Below are 14,951 nucleotides of genomic sequence, written 5' to 3'. Positions count from 1 at the left end.
CGCGCGAAAGGTCCGGGGATGCCCGGTGATATGAGAGAACAGGGGGCGCGCCTCCGGGCGGCGGGGGCTGGATCCCTGTCAGGTTACACCACCTGGAACAGGTAAAATTTCAGATAATTGGTCTCCTCCACGCCCCAGAGGATGGGATGGTCGCAGCTCTGCTGCCGGGCTTCGATCTGCCGCAGCTGCACCCCGGCGTCGTGGGCGGCGTCATGGAGCATGGCAATGAACTTCTCCTCCGTGGCAAAGTGGGAGCAGGAGCAGGTGGCAAGATACCCGCCCCGGGGCAGCAGCCGCATGGCCCGGTAGTTGATCTCCTTGTATCCCGTGATGGCGTTGGCCACAGTCTTGCGGCTCTTGGTGAAGGCCGGGGGATCCAGAATGATGAAGTCGTACTTGGCGGGTTCCTTTTCCAGCTGGGGCAGCAGGTCAAACACGTTGGCCGCCACGCAGTCCATGACGTCCGTCAGGCCGTTCCGCTCCACATTGGCCCGGGCCATCTCCACGGCGGACTCTGACACGTCCACGGCGGTGACGTGCTTGGCCCCGCCCTTGGCGGCGTTCAGGGCGAAGGAGCCGGTGTGGGTGAAGCAGTCCAGCACCGTCTTGCCCCGGGCCAGGCGGGCCACCGCCCGTCGGTTGTACTTCTGGTCCAGGAAGAAGCCGGTCTTCTGGCCGTTCTCCACATCCACCAGATATTTGATGCCGTTTTCTGTGATCTCCACAATGGGAGACTCCGGTGCCGGCTCACCCGCCAGGGGGAACCAGGCCTTGTACTGGGGCAGGCCCTCCTTGTCCCGCAGGGCCACGTCGTTGCGCTCATAGACGCCCCGGATGGCCTGCCCGTCCTCCCGCAGGATTCGGACCAGGGCGGGCAGCAGGAAGTCCTTGATGCCCTCCATACCCACGGACAGCACCTGGACGGAAAGCAGGTCATGGAACTTGTCCACCGTCAGGCCGGGGAAGGCGTCGGCCTCGCCGAAAATGACGCGGCAGCAGTCCAGGTCCTCCGGATCCATGACGGACTTCCGGTACTCCCAGGCCCAGCGGAGCTTCCGTTCCCAGAAGGCCTCGTCAAAGCGGTCGTTGGCGTTGCGGGAGATGAGCCGGACCCGGATCTTGGACTGCTCCGACAGAAAACCAGTGCCAAGATATCGGCCCTTTTTGCTCAATATATCCACCAATTTGCCGTTTTCCGGGGTGCCCTCCACGGAGAGGACCTCGGCGTCGTAGATCCAGGGGTGGCCCCGCAGGATGGCGGCCTCCGCCTTGGGGGTGACGGTGAATCTGGGGTATCCGCGCTCTGCTTTCATAAAAGATGTCTCCTTTGCGCTGTTCACATTTCCCGACCATCCTATCACATTTTTCCGAGAAATGCCATAGGATAAACAGAAAAGGAGGGACCCATTATGCCCATCATCTATTTGAGCCCGTCCACCCAGGAGTGGAACCAGTATGTCACCGGCAGCGGCTCCGAGGAGTACAACATGAACCTGCTGGCGGATGCCCTGGTGCCCTATCTGCTGTCCAACGGCATCCAGTACACCCGCAACACCCCGGACATGACGGCTGCCAGCTCCATCCGTCAGGCCAACCAGGGGTATTATGACTTCTATCTGGCGCTCCATTCCAACGCCGCCCCGGAGGGGCAGTATGGGGAGCTGCGGGGCATCATCGCCTTCTATTACCCCGGCAGCGCCCAGGGGCAGCGGGCGGCGGAGTTGATCGCCGAGGAACTGCGGGCCATCTACCCGCTGCCCGATCTGGTCACCACCCGGGCTACCACTACCCTGGGGGAGGTGCGGCTGTCCCGGGCGCCTGCGGTGCTGGTGGAGATCGGCTACCACGACAACTATGCCGATGCCACCTGGGTGGAGGGCCACATGGATGCCATCGCCCAGCAGCTGGCTCGGGCTCTGACCCGCTTCTTCGGCCTGCCCTTCATTTATCCCATGGACCCCGTGACCGGTACCGTGTCGGTCAGCTACGGGACGCTGAACCTCCGCAGCTACCCCTCCTCCACCGGGACCATCATTGCCAACATGCCCAACGGTGCTTCGGTGAGGATCTACGGCGAGTGGCAGGGCTGGTACGTGGTGCATTACCAAGGGCATGTGGGATATGCCGCAGCGGCTTTCATTGATACGTGAGGCGCTTGGCGGGAGGGACAGCGCTCTTTCCGAAAAATGACAGGGCAAAACGACGGTTTTTCTTGACACTTGCCCTGTAAACGATTAAACTAGAAAAAGATAATTATCGGATGGTATAGGGGTGCCCTCCGGTCGTTTTCTATGTGATCTGCCATCTGTTTGATAAGAGACAGTACGCCGCAGAAGGCGGTGTTTTCGCCATGCCTGGCGGCAGCGATTGCCGCTTATTGGCCGATGGTATATGAGCGAACCGATACCGAAAATAAAGTGAAGGAGACATAGCCGCATGGTACAGTATGTCATCGCCGCCCTGATCGGGCTGGTGGTCGGCGGCGTCGTTTGCTTCCCCCTCGGTATTCGCTATCGGAAGAATGTGTCCGAAAAGGAAATCTCCAGCGCTGAAGAAGAAGGAAAGCGCATTATCAACGAGGCCATCAAGAGCGCCGAATCCAAGAAGCGCGAGGCCCTGCTGGAAGCAAAGGAAGAGATTTTAAAGAGCCGCAGCGAGTACGAGAAGGAAGAGAAAACGCGCAGAGCCGACCTGCAGCGGCAGGAAAACCGCCTGCAGCAGAAGGAAGAGAGCCTGGAACGAAAGATCGAGGCCAACGAGAAGAAGGAAGAGTCCCTGGCCCAGAAGCATGCCGCCCTGGACAAGGAGAACGAGGAGATCAAGATCATCAAGCGCAGCCAGACCGAAATGCTGGAGCGCATCTCCGGCTTCACCGCCGACGAGGCCAAGGCGTATCTGATCGCCCAGGTGGAGTCTGAAGTGACCCACGAGACCGCCCTCAAGATCAAAGAGGTCGAGTCCCGTATGAAGGAAGAGTGTGAGGCACGCGCCCGCGAAGTGGTGGCCCAGGCCATCCAGCGCTGCGCCGCCGACCAGGTGGCCGAAATGACCGTCAGCGTGGTTCCCCTGCCCAATGACGAGATGAAGGGCCGCATCATCGGCCGTGAGGGCCGCAACATCCGCACCATCGAGACCCTGACCGGCGTGGATCTGATCATCGACGATACGCCGGAGGCCATCACCGTCAGTTGCTTCGAGCCTGTCCGCCGGGAGATCGCCCGTCTGGCTCTGGAGAAGCTGATCGCCGACGGCCGTATCCATCCCACCCACATTGAGGAGATGGTGGAGAAGGCCCGCCGGGAGGTGGAGGCCACCATCAAGGCCGAGGGCGAGCGCGTGGTGTTCGAGTGCGGCGTTCGCAATCTGCACCCCGAACTGGTGAAGATGCTGGGCCGCCTGCATTACCGCACCAGCTACGGCCAGAACGTGCTGCAGCACTCCGTGGAGGTGTCCCACATTGCCGGCATGATGGCCGCCGAGCTGGGCGCCGACGTTCAGGCCGCCAAGCGTGCCGGATTGCTGCACGACCTGGGTAAGTCCATCGACCATGAGATGGAGGGTACCCACGTGGCCCTGGGTGTGGAGTTCGCCCGGAAGTACAAGGAGCGGGAGGACATCATCCACGCCATCGAGGCCCACCACAACGATGTGGAGCCCAAGACCATCATCGCCTGCCTGGTGCAGGCCGCGGATGCTATTTCCGCCGCCCGTCCCGGCGCCCGCCGCGAGAACCTGGAGAACTACATCAAGCGTCTGGAGCAGCTGGAGACCATCACCGGCTCCTATCCCGGCGTTGATAAGGCCTTCGCCATCCAGGCTGGCCGTGAGGTCCGCGTGATGGTGAAGCCCGAACAGGTCAGCGAGGACCAGATGGTCATCCTGGCCCGGGACCTGGCCAAGAAGATCGAAGAAGAGATGGAATATCCCGGCCAGATCAAGGTTCATGTCCTGCGGGAGACCAAAGTGGTCGAATACGCCAAATGATGCAAAGCGGAGGAGCGAATACTCCTCCGCTTTTGTATTAGCCTGATTGGGACGCCTCTGTTCCGGAGCCTCCAAAGCAAAGCGCAGAAAACCCGGCTGTCACTGACAGCCGGGTTTTGCTCGTGTTTATGCCAGGAAGCCCTTCAGGATGCACTCCTCCGCTTCCTCGGGAGTCAGGCCCAGGGTCTCCAGCTTCAGCAGCTGGTCTCCTGCAATCTTGCCGATAGCGGCCTCGTGGACCAGCTGGGCCTCGGTGCAGTTGGCGGTGATGGCCGGGATGGACTTGATCTTGGCGTCGCCCATGATGATGGAGTCGCACTGCACATGGCCGAAGCACTGGGCGTTGCCCACCATCCGGGGGTAGAACACCTGGCTGGACTGGTCCTGGGCCACGGACCGGGAGATGACCCGTCCCTTGGAATCCTCGCCGTCCAGCACGATCTCCATGTCGCTCTCGGCGATCTGGTCGCCGTGGGTCAGCAGACGCTCGGTGATGATGGCCTCGGCGCCCTTGCCGCACACGATCTTGGTGTACCGCTTGGTGGAGTCGATACCCCGGATCTGGGTGGTCTCCATCTGAATGGTGGCGCCATCTTCCAGATACACGACAGTCTGGGGATTCATGATCTTGCCGCCCTTGCCGTCACCCTCGCCGTAGTGCTTCTCCGTGTACTTCACATGGGAATTCTTTCCCACATAGAAGGTGTGAACGCCGTCGTGACGGCTGGCCTGGTCGCCGCAGTTGTGGATACCGCAGCCCGCCACGATGTTCACATCGCAGTTCTCGCCGATGAAAAAGTCGTTGTAGACCATTTCCTCGATACCGGGCTTGGTGATGATGACGGGGATGTGGCAGGTCTCGCCCACGGTGCCGTCCTTCACCCGGATATCGATGCCGGGCTTGTCCTCCTTGCCGGTGATCTCAATGTGCTCAGTGGACTGGCGGCCGTCGCAGCCGCTGTCCTTGCGGATGTTGAAGGCGCCCACGGGCTTGCCCAGCATGTCCGCGATCTTTTCCAGAAGCTCGCGGTCAATCTCGTTCTCCATCATTACGCCTTCACCTCCTTTGTCAGTACGGGGCAGCCGCCCAGGGTGTCCGCCAGGATCTGGGGCAGGATGTCCGCCGCGGCGCCCCGGTGGCGGATGGTGCCGTCGCCCACCACGATGACCTCGTCCGCCAGGGAGATGATGCGCTCCTGGTGGGAGATGATGATCATGGTGGCCTTGCCGGTGCGGTGGATCTGCTCAAAGGTCTCCGTCAGCCGGGCAAAGGACCACAGGTCAATGCCGGCCTCCGGCTCGTCGAAGATCATCAGCTGGCTGTTGCGGGCCAGGATGGACGCGATCTCAATGCGCTTCACCTCGCCGCCGGAGAGGGACACGTCCACCTCCCGCTCCAGGTAGTCGTTGGCGCACAGGCCCACCCGGGTCAGGTACTGGCAGCACTTGTCCTTGGACAGCTTTTCGTCGCCGCTGGCCAGGGTCAGCAGGTCCCGGACCGTCAGCCCCTTGAAGCGGGGAGGCTGCTGAAAGCCGTAGCTGATGCCCAGGCGGGCACGTTCGGTGATGGTCAGGTCGGTGACGTCCTGGCCATTCCAGAGGATCTGGCCGGAGGTGGGGGTCACCAGGCCCATAATGATCTTGGCCAGGGTGGTCTTGCCGCCGCCGTTGGGGCCGGTGAAGACCACCAGCTTGTGGTCGTCGATGGTCAGGGAAATATCCTTCAGAATATCCATCTGCTCGTCGCCTTCGCGGACGGAGTAACTGATGTGTTTCAGTTCCAGCATGGAATGGGACCTCCTTTTGTGGAAAAAATGCTCAAGCTCAACTATTTTAGCAGAAACTGTCTGAAAATGCAATCATTACCCGCCGGGTTTCAGGGTTATTTTATCCGCTTTCCGGAAAAAACCAACCCCAATGACCGGGGAAGGTTACGACAGCAGGTCCCCCGGCATAGACTGGAGGGAAAAGGAGGGACGCTCTATGGAACAGAGTGCACAGAATCATCCGGAGGTATATGATTTCCGGCAGTATGACCGCATCTGGCAGCGGGTGGCGCCCACACTGGAGCCTTATCCCAGCCCCGGGCGGGGGAGCAGCGCCCAGAAGGAGCCTGCGGAGCCCGTCTCCCGGACGGAGCCGGCCCAGGCGCCGGAGACGACGCTGACTCCCGCCCAGGTCCTGCAGGAGAGTACCCTGCCCGGGGCGGAGCGGAACCCCTGCTGCATGGGCTCCGCCGCGGCGGAGATGCTGGAGGTGCTGACGGGCTTCGTGGAGGGAGAACTGGCGGACCAGCGGTATTACCAGACGTTGGCAAGGCAGGCGCCTTCCTGGGCACGGCAGCAGCTGCGGGATATCGCCGCCGACGAGGGCAGTCACGCCCGGCGGCTGATGGCAGTCTATTTCCTGATCACCGGGGAGTGCTACCGGCCCACCATCCACTGCGACCGCATCTATCTGCCCGGCTGGTGCGCGGCCCTGCGGGAGCGGTATCACGAGGAGGCCTGCGGCGGCCTGAACTACGTCCGGGCGGCGGAGGGGACCACCGACCCCTGCCTGGCACGACTGCTGGATGAACTGAGCGCCGACGAGTACCGCCACGCGGACACCATGCTGCGGATGCTGGAGCGCAGTCTGCGGCGCTGAGAAAACGCCGTTGCGTACGGCCGCAGAGTGTGGTATGATAAAGTTGTAAAACTTCCTTCGCGCATGGGCGTGGGAACAGGAGGCAGCGAATGAACAAAGTCATTACCATCAGCCGCGAATACGGCGCGGGCGGCCATACCATCGGCAAGCGTGTGGCCCAGGAGCTGGGCATTGAGATCTATGACAAGGACATCGTGCGGGAAACGGTGCGGGCCAGCGGGTTCGAGACCGAGGTCGTGCAGGAGGAAGAAGAAGACGTTTCCAAGGCCAGCACCTTCCTGAAGAGCCTCTGCTCCAGCAGCGTCCATTACCGGGACCCCCAGGAGGTCATCCATGAGGTGCAGACGGCGGTGATCCTGCAGTTTGCCAAAAAGGGCCCCTGCGTCATTCTGGGTCGCTGTGCCGACGACATCCTGCGGGAGAGCGGTATTGAGACGCTGAATGTCTTTATCCATGCCGACGACCTGCACCGGGCGGTACGTATCAGCGAGATGACCGGCATCACCAACGCCACGGAGCTGCAGAAGCTGATGGCCAAGAAGGACAGCAGCCGCCGCAACTACTATGAGCACTATACCCACAAGAAGTGGGGCGACAGCCACAACTATGACCTGACGCTGGACAGCGGCAAGCTGGGCGTGGATCTGTGCGTGCAGATGATCGTAGAGGCTGCCAAAGCCGAAGAATAGGTGAAGCGATCCAATGACCGGGGAATTTTTCCCCGGTCATTTTCGTTGCCCCGGGAAGGGTTTTGTGCTATACTGGCTTTGATTTTGAAGAAAACGAGGAGACCAGCATGTTTACCGGATTTACCGACGAGACTGTGGACTTCATGTGGGGCATCCGATTCAACAACGAGCGGACCTGGTTTGAGGCCCACAAGGAGACTTACCTGACCCAGTTCTACCAGCCCATGCGGGAACTGGGAGACGAGCTATATGACTTCATCCGGGACAAGCGGCCCGACGCGGGACTCATCCGCAAGGTAAGCCGCATCTACCGGGATGCCCGCCGTCTCCACGGGCGGGGACCCTATAAGGAGAGCCTGTGGTTCTCCGTGGAGCAGCCCTCAGAGATGTGGACGGCCCACCCCACCTTCTGGTTCGAACTGATGCCGGAGGGGTGGAGTTACGGCATGGGCTACTATATGGCAAAGCCCCTGACCATGGCTAAGCTCCGGGCCAGGATGGATCGGGACCCCAAACCCATGGAAAAGCTGACCCGGGCGCTGAACGGACAGACGGAGTTCGTCCTGGAGACGGCGGACTACAAAAAGCCCCGGAGCCAGCCTGCTTCGGATTTGCTGGCCCCCTGGTACCGGGCCAAGTCCTTTGCCATCTGCCACAATGACAAGCTGACGGAGGAACTGTTCAGCCGGGAAGTGGTAGACCGGCTCAAGACCGGGTTTACATTCCTGCTGCCCTATTACGATTATTTTGTGACCCTGGACGGAGACCCTGATCCCAGGGACGCTTAAAAAAGGAGATCGAGAGTATGAAAGCCTGTCCCGAGAGAGAAGCAGCCCTGGCGCTGCTGAAAAAGTACAATGCTGAGCCCTTCCACATCCAGCACGCCCTGACGGTGGAGGGTACCATGCGCTGGTATGCCAATGAACTGGGCTATGGCGAGGACGCGGACTTCTGGGCCACCGTGGGCCTGCTCCACGACGTGGACTTTGAACAGTGGCCGGAGGAGCACTGCAAAAAGGCTCCGGAGCTGCTGGCGGAGATCGGCTGCTCCGAAGAGTTCATCCATGCGGTTTGCTCCCACGGCTACGGCCTGTGCTGCGACGTGGAGCCTACCCATGAGATGGAGAAGGTCCTCTTCGCGGCGGACGAGCTGACGGGCCTCATCGGCGCCGCCGCCCGGATGCGGCCCAGCAAGAGCTGCCAGGACATGGAGGTCAGCTCCCTGAAGAAAAAGTTCAAGGACAAGAAGTTCGCCGCCGGCTGCTCCCGGGATGTCATCAAGGACGGCGCCGACCGCCTGGGCTGGACCCTGGAGGACCTGATGGAAAAGACCATCCTGGCACAGCGATCCTGCGAGGAAGCAGTCAACGCCGCCGTAGAGGCGCTGTAAACAGAAAAGAGTGTCCGGGAATTCCCGGACACTCTTTTTATCTCTCCTGCTGGAACTTCCGCAAACTCCGGTTCAGCGCCCGGGTGTCCCGCCAGCAGGCCACCTGCTCGCCGAACCAGATGGCCCATAGGCTGATTTCCAGTATGGCAATCAGCACGATGTCCCCCCAGAGAGGAACACCGGGGAACCAGCCGAACACCAGCGCACCTCCGATATACAGCACATTGGCGCTGATGGCCCACACAGCCAGCCCCTTTTTGGAACTCCAGTTTCCTACGGGCAGCACCGCGTACTGGATGGCGGCAAAGACAAAGCTGACCAGCAGCATCTCCAGCATGATCCACACGCTGGCGGCGAACCGACCCTGGAGGGCCTCCGTAATGCCCTGGAAGACTACGAGGGCAGTGGTGTACAGACTCATGTAGAGCTTGACCTCCATGCCCCAAGAGTAAAAACGCAGAAACTGCTTCATAAATAATCCTCCTTTTCACATTCCAAGCCGCTCCCGCAGCAGCGGCCCGTAGTGCCGGGAGATCAGAACCTTCTCTCCATTGCGCATGGTGGCCTCGATGCGGCTCCCGGCGCAGCTTTTCAACTGCCGGATGCCGTGGAGGTTCACCACCATGGACCGGCTCACCCGGCAGAAACCCAGAGGCTCGTACCGGCTCTCCAGCTCCGCCAGGGTCAGGGCGGTGCGCCAGACTGCGCCCTCGCAGTAGAGCCAGGTCTTCTACTCCATGGATTCGGCATACAGCACCTCCTGGGGGGAGAGGAAGACGGCCTCCCGCTCTTCAGTGAAGGCGCAGAGTGTTTGCATTCCGGAACGAAGCAGCGCCAGGATGTGGAGCATCTCGTCGTCCAACTCTCGGCAGCGCAGCACAATCTCGTTTTCCGGCACATCCTTGTGTTCCACTGTGATCTTCATGATCTCCTCCTTCGTCAGCTGACAGGATGAGCATAGCCTATGGCGGAGGAAAAGGCAAGGGATGTTCCGGTAAGGTGCGGTTTCGGCGGGGCAGGATGCGAAATAACCAGAAAAAGGCCCTCAGTGAGCTCATTTCTGAGTCCATCGAGGGCCTTTTGTTTTGCACAGCAGAGGGTTATGGGGTACAGATGTGGTACATGGTTTGCAGTAAACTCCATGTATATCCATTGCGGCTCAACTGTTTCAGCGCCTGAAACAACTTATTCCATAGAGATGATATAGTAGTAAACAGGCTGTCCGCCGGGCAGGACGGCGATCTCCGCGTCGGGACACACATCCTGGAAAGCGGCTGCTGCCTTCTGGGCGTCTTCCTCGGAGACGTCCTCACCGTAGTACAGGGAGATGAAGGTGGCGCCCCGCTCCAGGGCGTCGGCGGCTAACTTCTCCAGCAGGGAATCCAGAGAGGTGTCGGTGCCGAAGAGCTTGCCCTCCTCCAGGGCCAGATAGTCGCCCTCCTTGATGTCGAAGCCGTCAAAGTCGGAGTTCCGGGCGGCGTAGGTGATCTGGGCGGTGGTGACGGTGGACAGGCTTTCCTCCATGGCGGCGGTAATGTCGGCTGCCTCGGGGGCCTCGAAGTCCACGTTCATCATGGCGGTGATGCCCTGGGGCACGGTCTTGGTGGGGATGACGATGACGGTCTTCTCCGTCAGGGCGTCGCATTGCTGGGCGGCCATGATGATGTTGCCGTTGTTGGGCAGCACGAACACCACCTCGGCGGGGATCTTGTCCACGCCCTCCAGAATGCTCTCGGTGGAGGGGTTCATGGTCTGCCCGCCGGACACCACGCCGTCGGCGCCCAGGTCCTGGAACACGGCTGCCAGACCGTCGCCGGCGCAGACCGCCAGGAAACCGTACTTCTTCTCGGGAGCGGCCACCACATGGCCGCCCTCATGAGCGGGAGCGGCTTCCAGCTCCGCCTCCACAGACTCCAGGTCATCGGTGCTCTGGGCCTGCCGTCCGGCGGCCAGGTCCTCCGCCTGGGTGCGCATGTTCTCGATCTTGGCCAGCTCCAGGGTGCCGTACTTCTGGGCCTCGTTCAGAGCGCTGCCGGGGATGTCGGTATGGACATGGACCTTGAAGGCGTCGTCGTCCTCGCCGATCACCAGACTGTCGCCGATGCTGTTCAGGTACTCCCGGAAAGGCTCCAGGTCCACATCGGGCTGGATCTTGCGGACGATGAACACGGTGTCGAAGGTGAAGGTGATATCCTCTTCAGAGAGGGCGGCGAAGTCGGCCTTCTCCTGGGTCTGGGCGGTCTCCTCCAACTCGGGCATGGGATCGCCCCGCATCTCGGCCAGCATGCCCTCCAGGATCAGCAGATAGCCCTTGCCGCCGGCGTCCACCACGCCGGCTTTTTTCAGCACGGGGTTCATGTCGGTGGTCTGGGCCAGGGCGTCATAGCCCTCCCGGATGGCCTCTTCCAAAACGGCCTCCAGATCGGTCACGCCCTCGGCGGCCACATCCACAGCCCGCTTGGCGGCCAGACGGGAAACGGTCAGAACGGTACCCTCGGCGGGCTTCATGACCGCCTTGTAGGCGGCGGAAACGCCCTCCTGCATGGCGGCGGCGAAAGTGGTGGCGTCAGCGGTCTCCTTGCCTTTCAGCCCCTTGGACATGCCCCGGAACAGTAGGGAGAGGATGACGCCGGAGTTGCCCCGGGCACCCCGCAGCAGGGCGGAGGCGGTGACAGAGGCCGCCTGGTCCAGGGTGGCGGGGGTGATCTTATGGAGCTCCGCCACGGCGGTGGCGATGGTCATGGACATATTGGTGCCGGTGTCACCGTCGGGGACGGGGAACACGTTCAGGTCGTTGATAGCCTGCTTCTGGGCGGTAATGGCGGCGGCGCCGTGCAGCACCATCTGCTTAAACAGCGCGCCGGTGATCTGTTCGTTCATTGGTTCAGCTCCTCCTTACAGGGTCATGGAGTCCACGCACACGTCCACGGCCTTGACGGTCACGCCGGTGTTGCGGGTCACTACATAGCGGACCTCGTTCATGATGGAGCGGCAGACCGCGGGAAGGTTGACACCGTTCTCCACGATGATGTGGAGCTCGATGGAGATGGAGTTGTCGTCGTGATATGTGATGCTGACGCCCTTGCTCATGGCCTCGCGGCGCAGCAGATGGACCAGACCGTCGGTCATGGAGCGGTAGGCCATGCCCTTGACGCCGAAGCAGTTGGTGGCGGCGATGCCGGCAATGTTGGAAAACACGGCGCTGCTGACGGAGATCTCACCTTGTTCAGACTTGAATTGGATCATGAGAACGTCCTTTCTTTCCTGGATTTGAAAAGGAAGTGGAATCACTTCCGGGGATATGCGTACTTTTAGATTTTTATTATATACGATTCTTTTGTAAAGTACAAGTCCAAAAAACTATTGAAATACAGGGGACTTTGCCGTAAAATGAAACAATAACGAAAGAGCAATGGTTCCGGGCCCCTTTCCGGAACTTCGGAAAGAGTGAGACGTATGGCAAAAGGGCCGCTGTATGTGCTGGGCTGCTATATTTTCTGGGGACTGCTGCCGGTTTTCTGGAAGCAGCTGGCGGCGGTGGATTCCCTGTATGTGCTGGGCAGCCGCATCCTCTGGTCCGTGGTGTTCACAGCCTTGCTGCTGGCCCTGCGGCGCGATCGGTTCGCGGGTGTGCGGGCCGTGTTCTGGGACAGGCGTGAGTGGCTGCGGCTAACCCTAGCCGGCTGCACGATCTGCGTCAACTGGGGGACCTTTATCTGGGCGGTCAACAATGGGCACATGCTGGATTCCAGCCTGGCCTACTACATGAATCCCATCCTGGCCATTCTGGTGGGCACCGTCGTGTTCCGGGAGAAGCTGACCCGCATCCAGTGGGTGGCCGTGGCCGTCACTTTTACCGGACTGGTCATCACCATTCTCCGCTACCGCCAGATCCCCTGGATCGCACTGGTGATCGGCGGCAGCTTCGCAGTGTACGGAGCCATGAAAAAGACCGTCCGGACGGACGCACTGACCTCCATGTTCGTGGAGACGGTGATGCTGGCCCCGGTGTTCCTGGCGCTGACCCTGTGGATGGAGTCTCAGGGCCGGGGAGCGGTCGGCGTGCTGCGGGGCTGGCAGTGGCTGCTGCTGCCCGTAGCGGGCATTGTGACCTCGGTGCCGCTGCTGCTGTTTTCGGCGGGAATGAAGACCACCTCCATGACGGTCTCCGGCATCCTCATGTATATCAATCCCACCATGCAGCTGCTGATCTCCGTGTGGCTGTATCACGAGGAATTTACCACCACCCACGCCATCCTGTTTGCCTTTGTCTGGAGCGGACTGGCACTGTATCTGATCTCGGGACGGCTCGGGAAAGGCATGCACAAAAAGGAGGAACATCCATGCGCGTGATCACCGGCTCCGCCAGAGGGCGGCGTCTGAAGGAACTGGAGGGAATGGAGACCCGCCCCACCACGGACCGGGTCAAGGAGGGCCTGTTCAGTATCATTCAGTTCGACATTGAGGGCCGCCGGGTGCTGGACCTCTTCGCGGGCACCGGCCAGCTGGGCATCGAGTGTCTCAGCCGGGGGGCGGCTTCCGCGGTGTTTGTGGACCGGCGGGCCGACGCCGTAAAGCTCATCAAGGAGAACCTGAAGGTCACGGACCTGACGGACCGGGCCAGGGTGGTCTCCGGAGACTCCATGGAGTTTCTGAAATCCCTGCGGGAGAAATTCGACCTGATTTTTCTGGACCCGCCCTACGCGGCGGGGCTTCTGGAACCCGCCATTGCCCACATCGCAAGGTTTGACATTTTGGCGCCCCATGGTATAATTGTGGCGGAACATCCGGCGGGTACGGTCCTGCCGGCGCTGTCGGCGCCCTACCGTCTCCACCGCACTTACCGCTACGGCAAGATCGGCCTGACCATCTACCGGCGGGACCAAGACCAACAGAACGAGGAATCAGTATTATGAGAACAGCCATCTGCTCCGGCAGCTTCGATCCCATCACTCTGGGACATCTGGATGTGATCCGGCGGGCCGCTGCCTGCTTTGATAAAGTTTGGGTCTGCGTCAGCCCCAACGCCGAGAAAAAGAACCAGTTGTTCACACCGGAGCAGAAGCTCCGGCTGGTCCAGGCGGCAGTGGCCGACCTGCCCAACGTGGAGGCGGAGCTGTTTCCGGGACTCCTGGCGGATTACGCCGTGGACCACGGCGCCAACGTGATCGTCCGGGGAGTGCGCAACGCCACGGATTTTGACGTGGAATATCAGATGGCCATCATTAACCGGGGCATCCACCCCCAGCTGGAGACCATGCTGCTGCCTGCCAGTGCGGAATATCAGCATTTCAGTTCCTCCATGGTCCGGGAAATGATCCGTTACCACCAGCCGCTGGAGAAGTACCTCCCGGCGTCTATCATCCCCCTGGTGCGGGATATGACTGAGAGAAAAGGAGAATGAACCATGGCAAACAGTGATATCAATCGCCTGATCGATATGTTGTATGAGCGGATCGAGGACGCCAAGGCTCCCGCCCTGAAGCCCAATATGAGCATGGTGGACCGGGATGAGATGCTGGACCTGCTGGACGAGCTGCGGGCCGCCCTGCCGGTGGAGATCAAGCGGGCCCAGGAGCTGCTGGCCGCCCGGGAGAAATTCGTGGATGACGCCAAGCGGGACGTGGAGCGCATGATGCGCCAGGCGGAGCTGGAGGCCAAGACCAAGGTCTCCGACAGCGAGGTGCTGTACGCAGCCAAGGAGAAGGCCCGCCAGATCATCGCCCATGCCGAAGAGCGCTCCCGCCAGCTGTACCAGGTGGCCAACGAGTACGCTGAAGACGCCCTGGCTCGGACGGAGGAAGCGGTCCAGGCCGCTCTGGACGAGGTGAAGCAGTCCCGGGTCCGGTTCCGCAGTGCCTCTGCCGAAAAGATGCAGGAGCAGCGGGAAAAGCTGGAGGCAAAGGCTGTCCAGATGGAAGAGGACGCCTGAGGCCCAGTCACCATAATCGGTAAAATTTTGTAAAAAACGACGAAAAAATTTCGGAAACTTTTTACGCATATCCCAGATTTAGATGATATATCTGCAATATAGGGGTGTCGACACAATATCTTGTGTCGGCACCCCTCTTTTATTTTACGTCAACCGCACAAGGAAGTGCGGGAAAGGGAGCTGAAAAGGCCCGAATACCGGAAAAATTCCATATTTTCCTGCATTCCTGTCGGAAAAAAATCCTTGCAATTTTGGGTGGATTTGCTATACTCAAATTACAAGGTGGGGAAAAGTGGGGGCTTTTGGATGC

The 14,951-nt window shown here is 60.6% G+C and carries 17 protein-coding genes and 1 pseudogene; 10 read left to right on the top strand and 8 right to left on the bottom strand.

Annotation, left to right across the window (positions count from 1 at the left end; translation table 11 throughout):
- Positions 1-83: 83 nt before the first annotated feature.
- Positions 84-1,313: a class I SAM-dependent rRNA methyltransferase gene (locus tag JQM66_RS05045; protein WP_235228781.1), complete on the bottom strand. Its 1,230-nt coding sequence runs from the start codon at positions 1,311-1,313 to the stop codon at positions 84-86.
- 96 nt (positions 1,314-1,409) lie between these two features.
- On the opposite strand from JQM66_RS05045, the gene JQM66_RS05040 reads away from it, so the two are divergent.
- Both JQM66_RS05040 and rny read left to right on the top strand, forming a co-directional pair.
- Positions 1,410-2,150, top strand: coding sequence for an N-acetylmuramoyl-L-alanine amidase (locus JQM66_RS05040; RefSeq protein WP_235228779.1), 741 nt, complete (start codon positions 1,410-1,412; stop codon positions 2,148-2,150).
- A 286-nt stretch (positions 2,151-2,436) separates the two neighbouring features.
- Positions 2,437-3,984 (top strand): ribonuclease Y, encoded by a 1,548-nt coding sequence (rny, locus tag JQM66_RS05035; protein ID WP_235228777.1) that lies wholly within the window; start codon positions 2,437-2,439, stop codon positions 3,982-3,984.
- 126 nt (positions 3,985-4,110) lie between these two features.
- On the opposite strand, the gene JQM66_RS05030 is transcribed toward rny, so the two are convergent.
- Both JQM66_RS05030 and JQM66_RS05025 read right to left on the bottom strand, forming a co-directional pair.
- Positions 4,111-5,034 carry a SufB/SufD family protein gene (locus JQM66_RS05030; RefSeq protein ID WP_407946003.1) on the bottom strand — a complete coding sequence of 308 codons (924 nt, stop codon included), beginning with the start codon at positions 5,032-5,034 and terminating at the stop codon, positions 4,111-4,113.
- Positions 5,034-5,771, bottom strand: a complete 738-nt coding sequence (locus JQM66_RS05025; RefSeq protein ID WP_235228776.1) for an ABC transporter ATP-binding protein — start codon at positions 5,769-5,771, stop codon at positions 5,034-5,036. Before JQM66_RS05025 ends, JQM66_RS05030 begins: the two co-directional genes overlap by 1 nt.
- Before the next feature lie 196 nt (positions 5,772-5,967).
- Here JQM66_RS05025 and JQM66_RS05020 point away from each other — a divergent pair, with 196 nt between their 5' ends.
- The 4 genes from JQM66_RS05020 (at position 5,968) to JQM66_RS05005 (ending at position 8,709) form a co-directional block, all read left to right on the top strand.
- Positions 5,968-6,630 carry a ferritin-like domain-containing protein gene (locus tag JQM66_RS05020; RefSeq protein ID WP_235228775.1) on the top strand — a complete coding sequence of 221 codons (663 nt, stop codon included), beginning with the start codon at positions 5,968-5,970 and terminating at the stop codon, positions 6,628-6,630.
- 89 nt (positions 6,631-6,719) lie between these two features.
- A complete protein-coding gene (locus tag JQM66_RS05015; protein WP_235228772.1) occupies positions 6,720-7,319 on the top strand; it encodes a cytidylate kinase-like family protein in 600 nt (199 codons plus the stop codon).
- Between the two features lie 107 nt (positions 7,320-7,426).
- Entirely contained in the window at positions 7,427-8,107 is a 681-nt protein-coding gene (locus JQM66_RS05010) for a DUF2461 domain-containing protein (protein WP_235228771.1), read from the top strand.
- A 17-nt stretch (positions 8,108-8,124) separates the two neighbouring features.
- Complete coding sequence (locus JQM66_RS05005; RefSeq protein WP_235228770.1) at positions 8,125-8,709, top strand: hydrolase; 585 nt, start codon at positions 8,125-8,127, stop codon at positions 8,707-8,709.
- 37 nt (positions 8,710-8,746) lie between these two features.
- Here JQM66_RS05005 and JQM66_RS05000 read toward each other — a convergent pair whose 3' ends face one another.
- The 5 genes and pseudogenes from JQM66_RS05000 to JQM66_RS04980 all read right to left on the bottom strand — a co-directional run bounded on the left by JQM66_RS05000 (position 8,747) and on the right by JQM66_RS04980 (position 11,955).
- A complete protein-coding gene (locus JQM66_RS05000) occupies positions 8,747-9,181 on the bottom strand; it encodes a hypothetical protein (RefSeq protein WP_235228769.1) in 435 nt (144 codons plus the stop codon).
- Positions 9,182-9,196: 15 nt separating this feature from the next.
- Positions 9,197-9,421 (bottom strand): annotated as a pseudogene (locus JQM66_RS04995) (LytTR family DNA-binding domain-containing protein); the annotation flags it as partial.
- An 18-nt stretch (positions 9,422-9,439) separates the two neighbouring features.
- Positions 9,440-9,634: a hypothetical protein gene (locus JQM66_RS04990; protein WP_235228768.1), complete on the bottom strand. Its 195-nt coding sequence runs from the start codon at positions 9,632-9,634 to the stop codon at positions 9,440-9,442.
- A 260-nt stretch (positions 9,635-9,894) separates the two neighbouring features.
- Entirely contained in the window at positions 9,895-11,589 is a 1,695-nt protein-coding gene (locus tag JQM66_RS04985) for a DAK2 domain-containing protein (protein ID WP_235228767.1), read from the bottom strand.
- A 15-nt stretch (positions 11,590-11,604) separates the two neighbouring features.
- The gene (locus JQM66_RS04980; protein ID WP_235228766.1) at positions 11,605-11,955 is read right to left on the bottom strand and encodes an Asp23/Gls24 family envelope stress response protein; all 351 of its coding nucleotides are present in this window, start codon (positions 11,953-11,955) and stop codon (positions 11,605-11,607) included.
- Positions 11,956-12,165: 210 nt separating this feature from the next.
- Here JQM66_RS04980 and rarD point away from each other — a divergent pair, with 210 nt between their 5' ends.
- From rarD to JQM66_RS04960, 4 genes are read left to right on the top strand one after another with little or no spacing between them, the layout of a single operon-like run.
- Positions 12,166-13,062, top strand: coding sequence for an EamA family transporter RarD (gene rarD / locus JQM66_RS04975; RefSeq protein WP_235228765.1), 897 nt, complete (start codon positions 12,166-12,168; stop codon positions 13,060-13,062).
- The gene (gene rsmD, locus JQM66_RS04970) at positions 13,053-13,625 is read left to right on the top strand and encodes a 16S rRNA (guanine(966)-N(2))-methyltransferase RsmD (RefSeq protein ID WP_235228764.1); all 573 of its coding nucleotides are present in this window, start codon (positions 13,053-13,055) and stop codon (positions 13,623-13,625) included. The genes rarD and rsmD overlap by 10 nt, the downstream gene beginning before the upstream one ends.
- The gene (gene coaD, locus JQM66_RS04965) at positions 13,622-14,113 is read left to right on the top strand and encodes a pantetheine-phosphate adenylyltransferase (protein WP_235228763.1); all 492 of its coding nucleotides are present in this window, start codon (positions 13,622-13,624) and stop codon (positions 14,111-14,113) included. Before rsmD ends, coaD begins: the two co-directional genes overlap by 4 nt.
- Before the next feature lie 3 nt (positions 14,114-14,116).
- Positions 14,117-14,641 carry a hypothetical protein gene (locus JQM66_RS04960; protein ID WP_235228762.1) on the top strand — a complete coding sequence of 175 codons (525 nt, stop codon included), beginning with the start codon at positions 14,117-14,119 and terminating at the stop codon, positions 14,639-14,641.
- Positions 14,642-14,951 lie beyond the last annotated feature (310 nt).

The sequence above is a fragment of the Oscillibacter valericigenes genome (genome assembly GCF_021531915.1).
GTDB lineage: Bacteria > Bacillota > Clostridia > Oscillospirales > Oscillospiraceae > Oscillibacter > Oscillibacter valericigenes_A.
The sequence above is the reverse complement of the archived record's forward strand: the minus strand, read 5'-3'. Positions and strand labels throughout refer to the sequence as shown.

Excerpts from the sequence above, each read along its gene's own strand:
- JQM66_RS05045 (WP_235228781.1), bottom strand. The coding sequence starts at position 1,313 with ATGAAAGCAGAGCGCGGATACCCCAGATTCACCGTCACCCCCAAGGCG.
- JQM66_RS05040 (WP_235228779.1), top strand. The coding sequence starts at position 1,410 with ATGCCCATCATCTATTTGAGCCCGTCCACCCAGGAGTGGAACCAGTAT.
- rny (WP_235228777.1), top strand. The coding sequence starts at position 2,437 with ATGGTACAGTATGTCATCGCCGCCCTGATCGGGCTGGTGGTCGGCGGC.
- JQM66_RS05030 (WP_407946003.1), bottom strand. The coding sequence starts at position 5,034 with ATGATGGAGAACGAGATTGACCGCGAGCTTCTGGAAAAGATCGCGGAC.
- JQM66_RS05025 (WP_235228776.1), bottom strand. The coding sequence starts at position 5,771 with ATGCTGGAACTGAAACACATCAGTTACTCCGTCCGCGAAGGCGACGAG.
- JQM66_RS05020 (WP_235228775.1), top strand. The coding sequence starts at position 5,968 with ATGGAACAGAGTGCACAGAATCATCCGGAGGTATATGATTTCCGGCAG.
- JQM66_RS05015 (WP_235228772.1), top strand. The coding sequence starts at position 6,720 with ATGAACAAAGTCATTACCATCAGCCGCGAATACGGCGCGGGCGGCCAT.
- JQM66_RS05010 (WP_235228771.1), top strand. The coding sequence starts at position 7,427 with ATGTTTACCGGATTTACCGACGAGACTGTGGACTTCATGTGGGGCATC.
- JQM66_RS05005 (WP_235228770.1), top strand. The coding sequence starts at position 8,125 with ATGAAAGCCTGTCCCGAGAGAGAAGCAGCCCTGGCGCTGCTGAAAAAG.
- JQM66_RS05000 (WP_235228769.1), bottom strand. The coding sequence starts at position 9,181 with ATGAAGCAGTTTCTGCGTTTTTACTCTTGGGGCATGGAGGTCAAGCTC.
- JQM66_RS04990 (WP_235228768.1), bottom strand. The coding sequence starts at position 9,634 with ATGAAGATCACAGTGGAACACAAGGATGTGCCGGAAAACGAGATTGTG.
- JQM66_RS04985 (WP_235228767.1), bottom strand. The coding sequence starts at position 11,589 with ATGAACGAACAGATCACCGGCGCGCTGTTTAAGCAGATGGTGCTGCAC.
- JQM66_RS04980 (WP_235228766.1), bottom strand. The coding sequence starts at position 11,955 with ATGATCCAATTCAAGTCTGAACAAGGTGAGATCTCCGTCAGCAGCGCC.
- rarD (WP_235228765.1), top strand. The coding sequence starts at position 12,166 with ATGGCAAAAGGGCCGCTGTATGTGCTGGGCTGCTATATTTTCTGGGGA.
- rsmD (WP_235228764.1), top strand. The coding sequence starts at position 13,053 with ATGCGCGTGATCACCGGCTCCGCCAGAGGGCGGCGTCTGAAGGAACTG.
- coaD (WP_235228763.1), top strand. The coding sequence starts at position 13,622 with ATGAGAACAGCCATCTGCTCCGGCAGCTTCGATCCCATCACTCTGGGA.
- JQM66_RS04960 (WP_235228762.1), top strand. The coding sequence starts at position 14,117 with ATGGCAAACAGTGATATCAATCGCCTGATCGATATGTTGTATGAGCGG.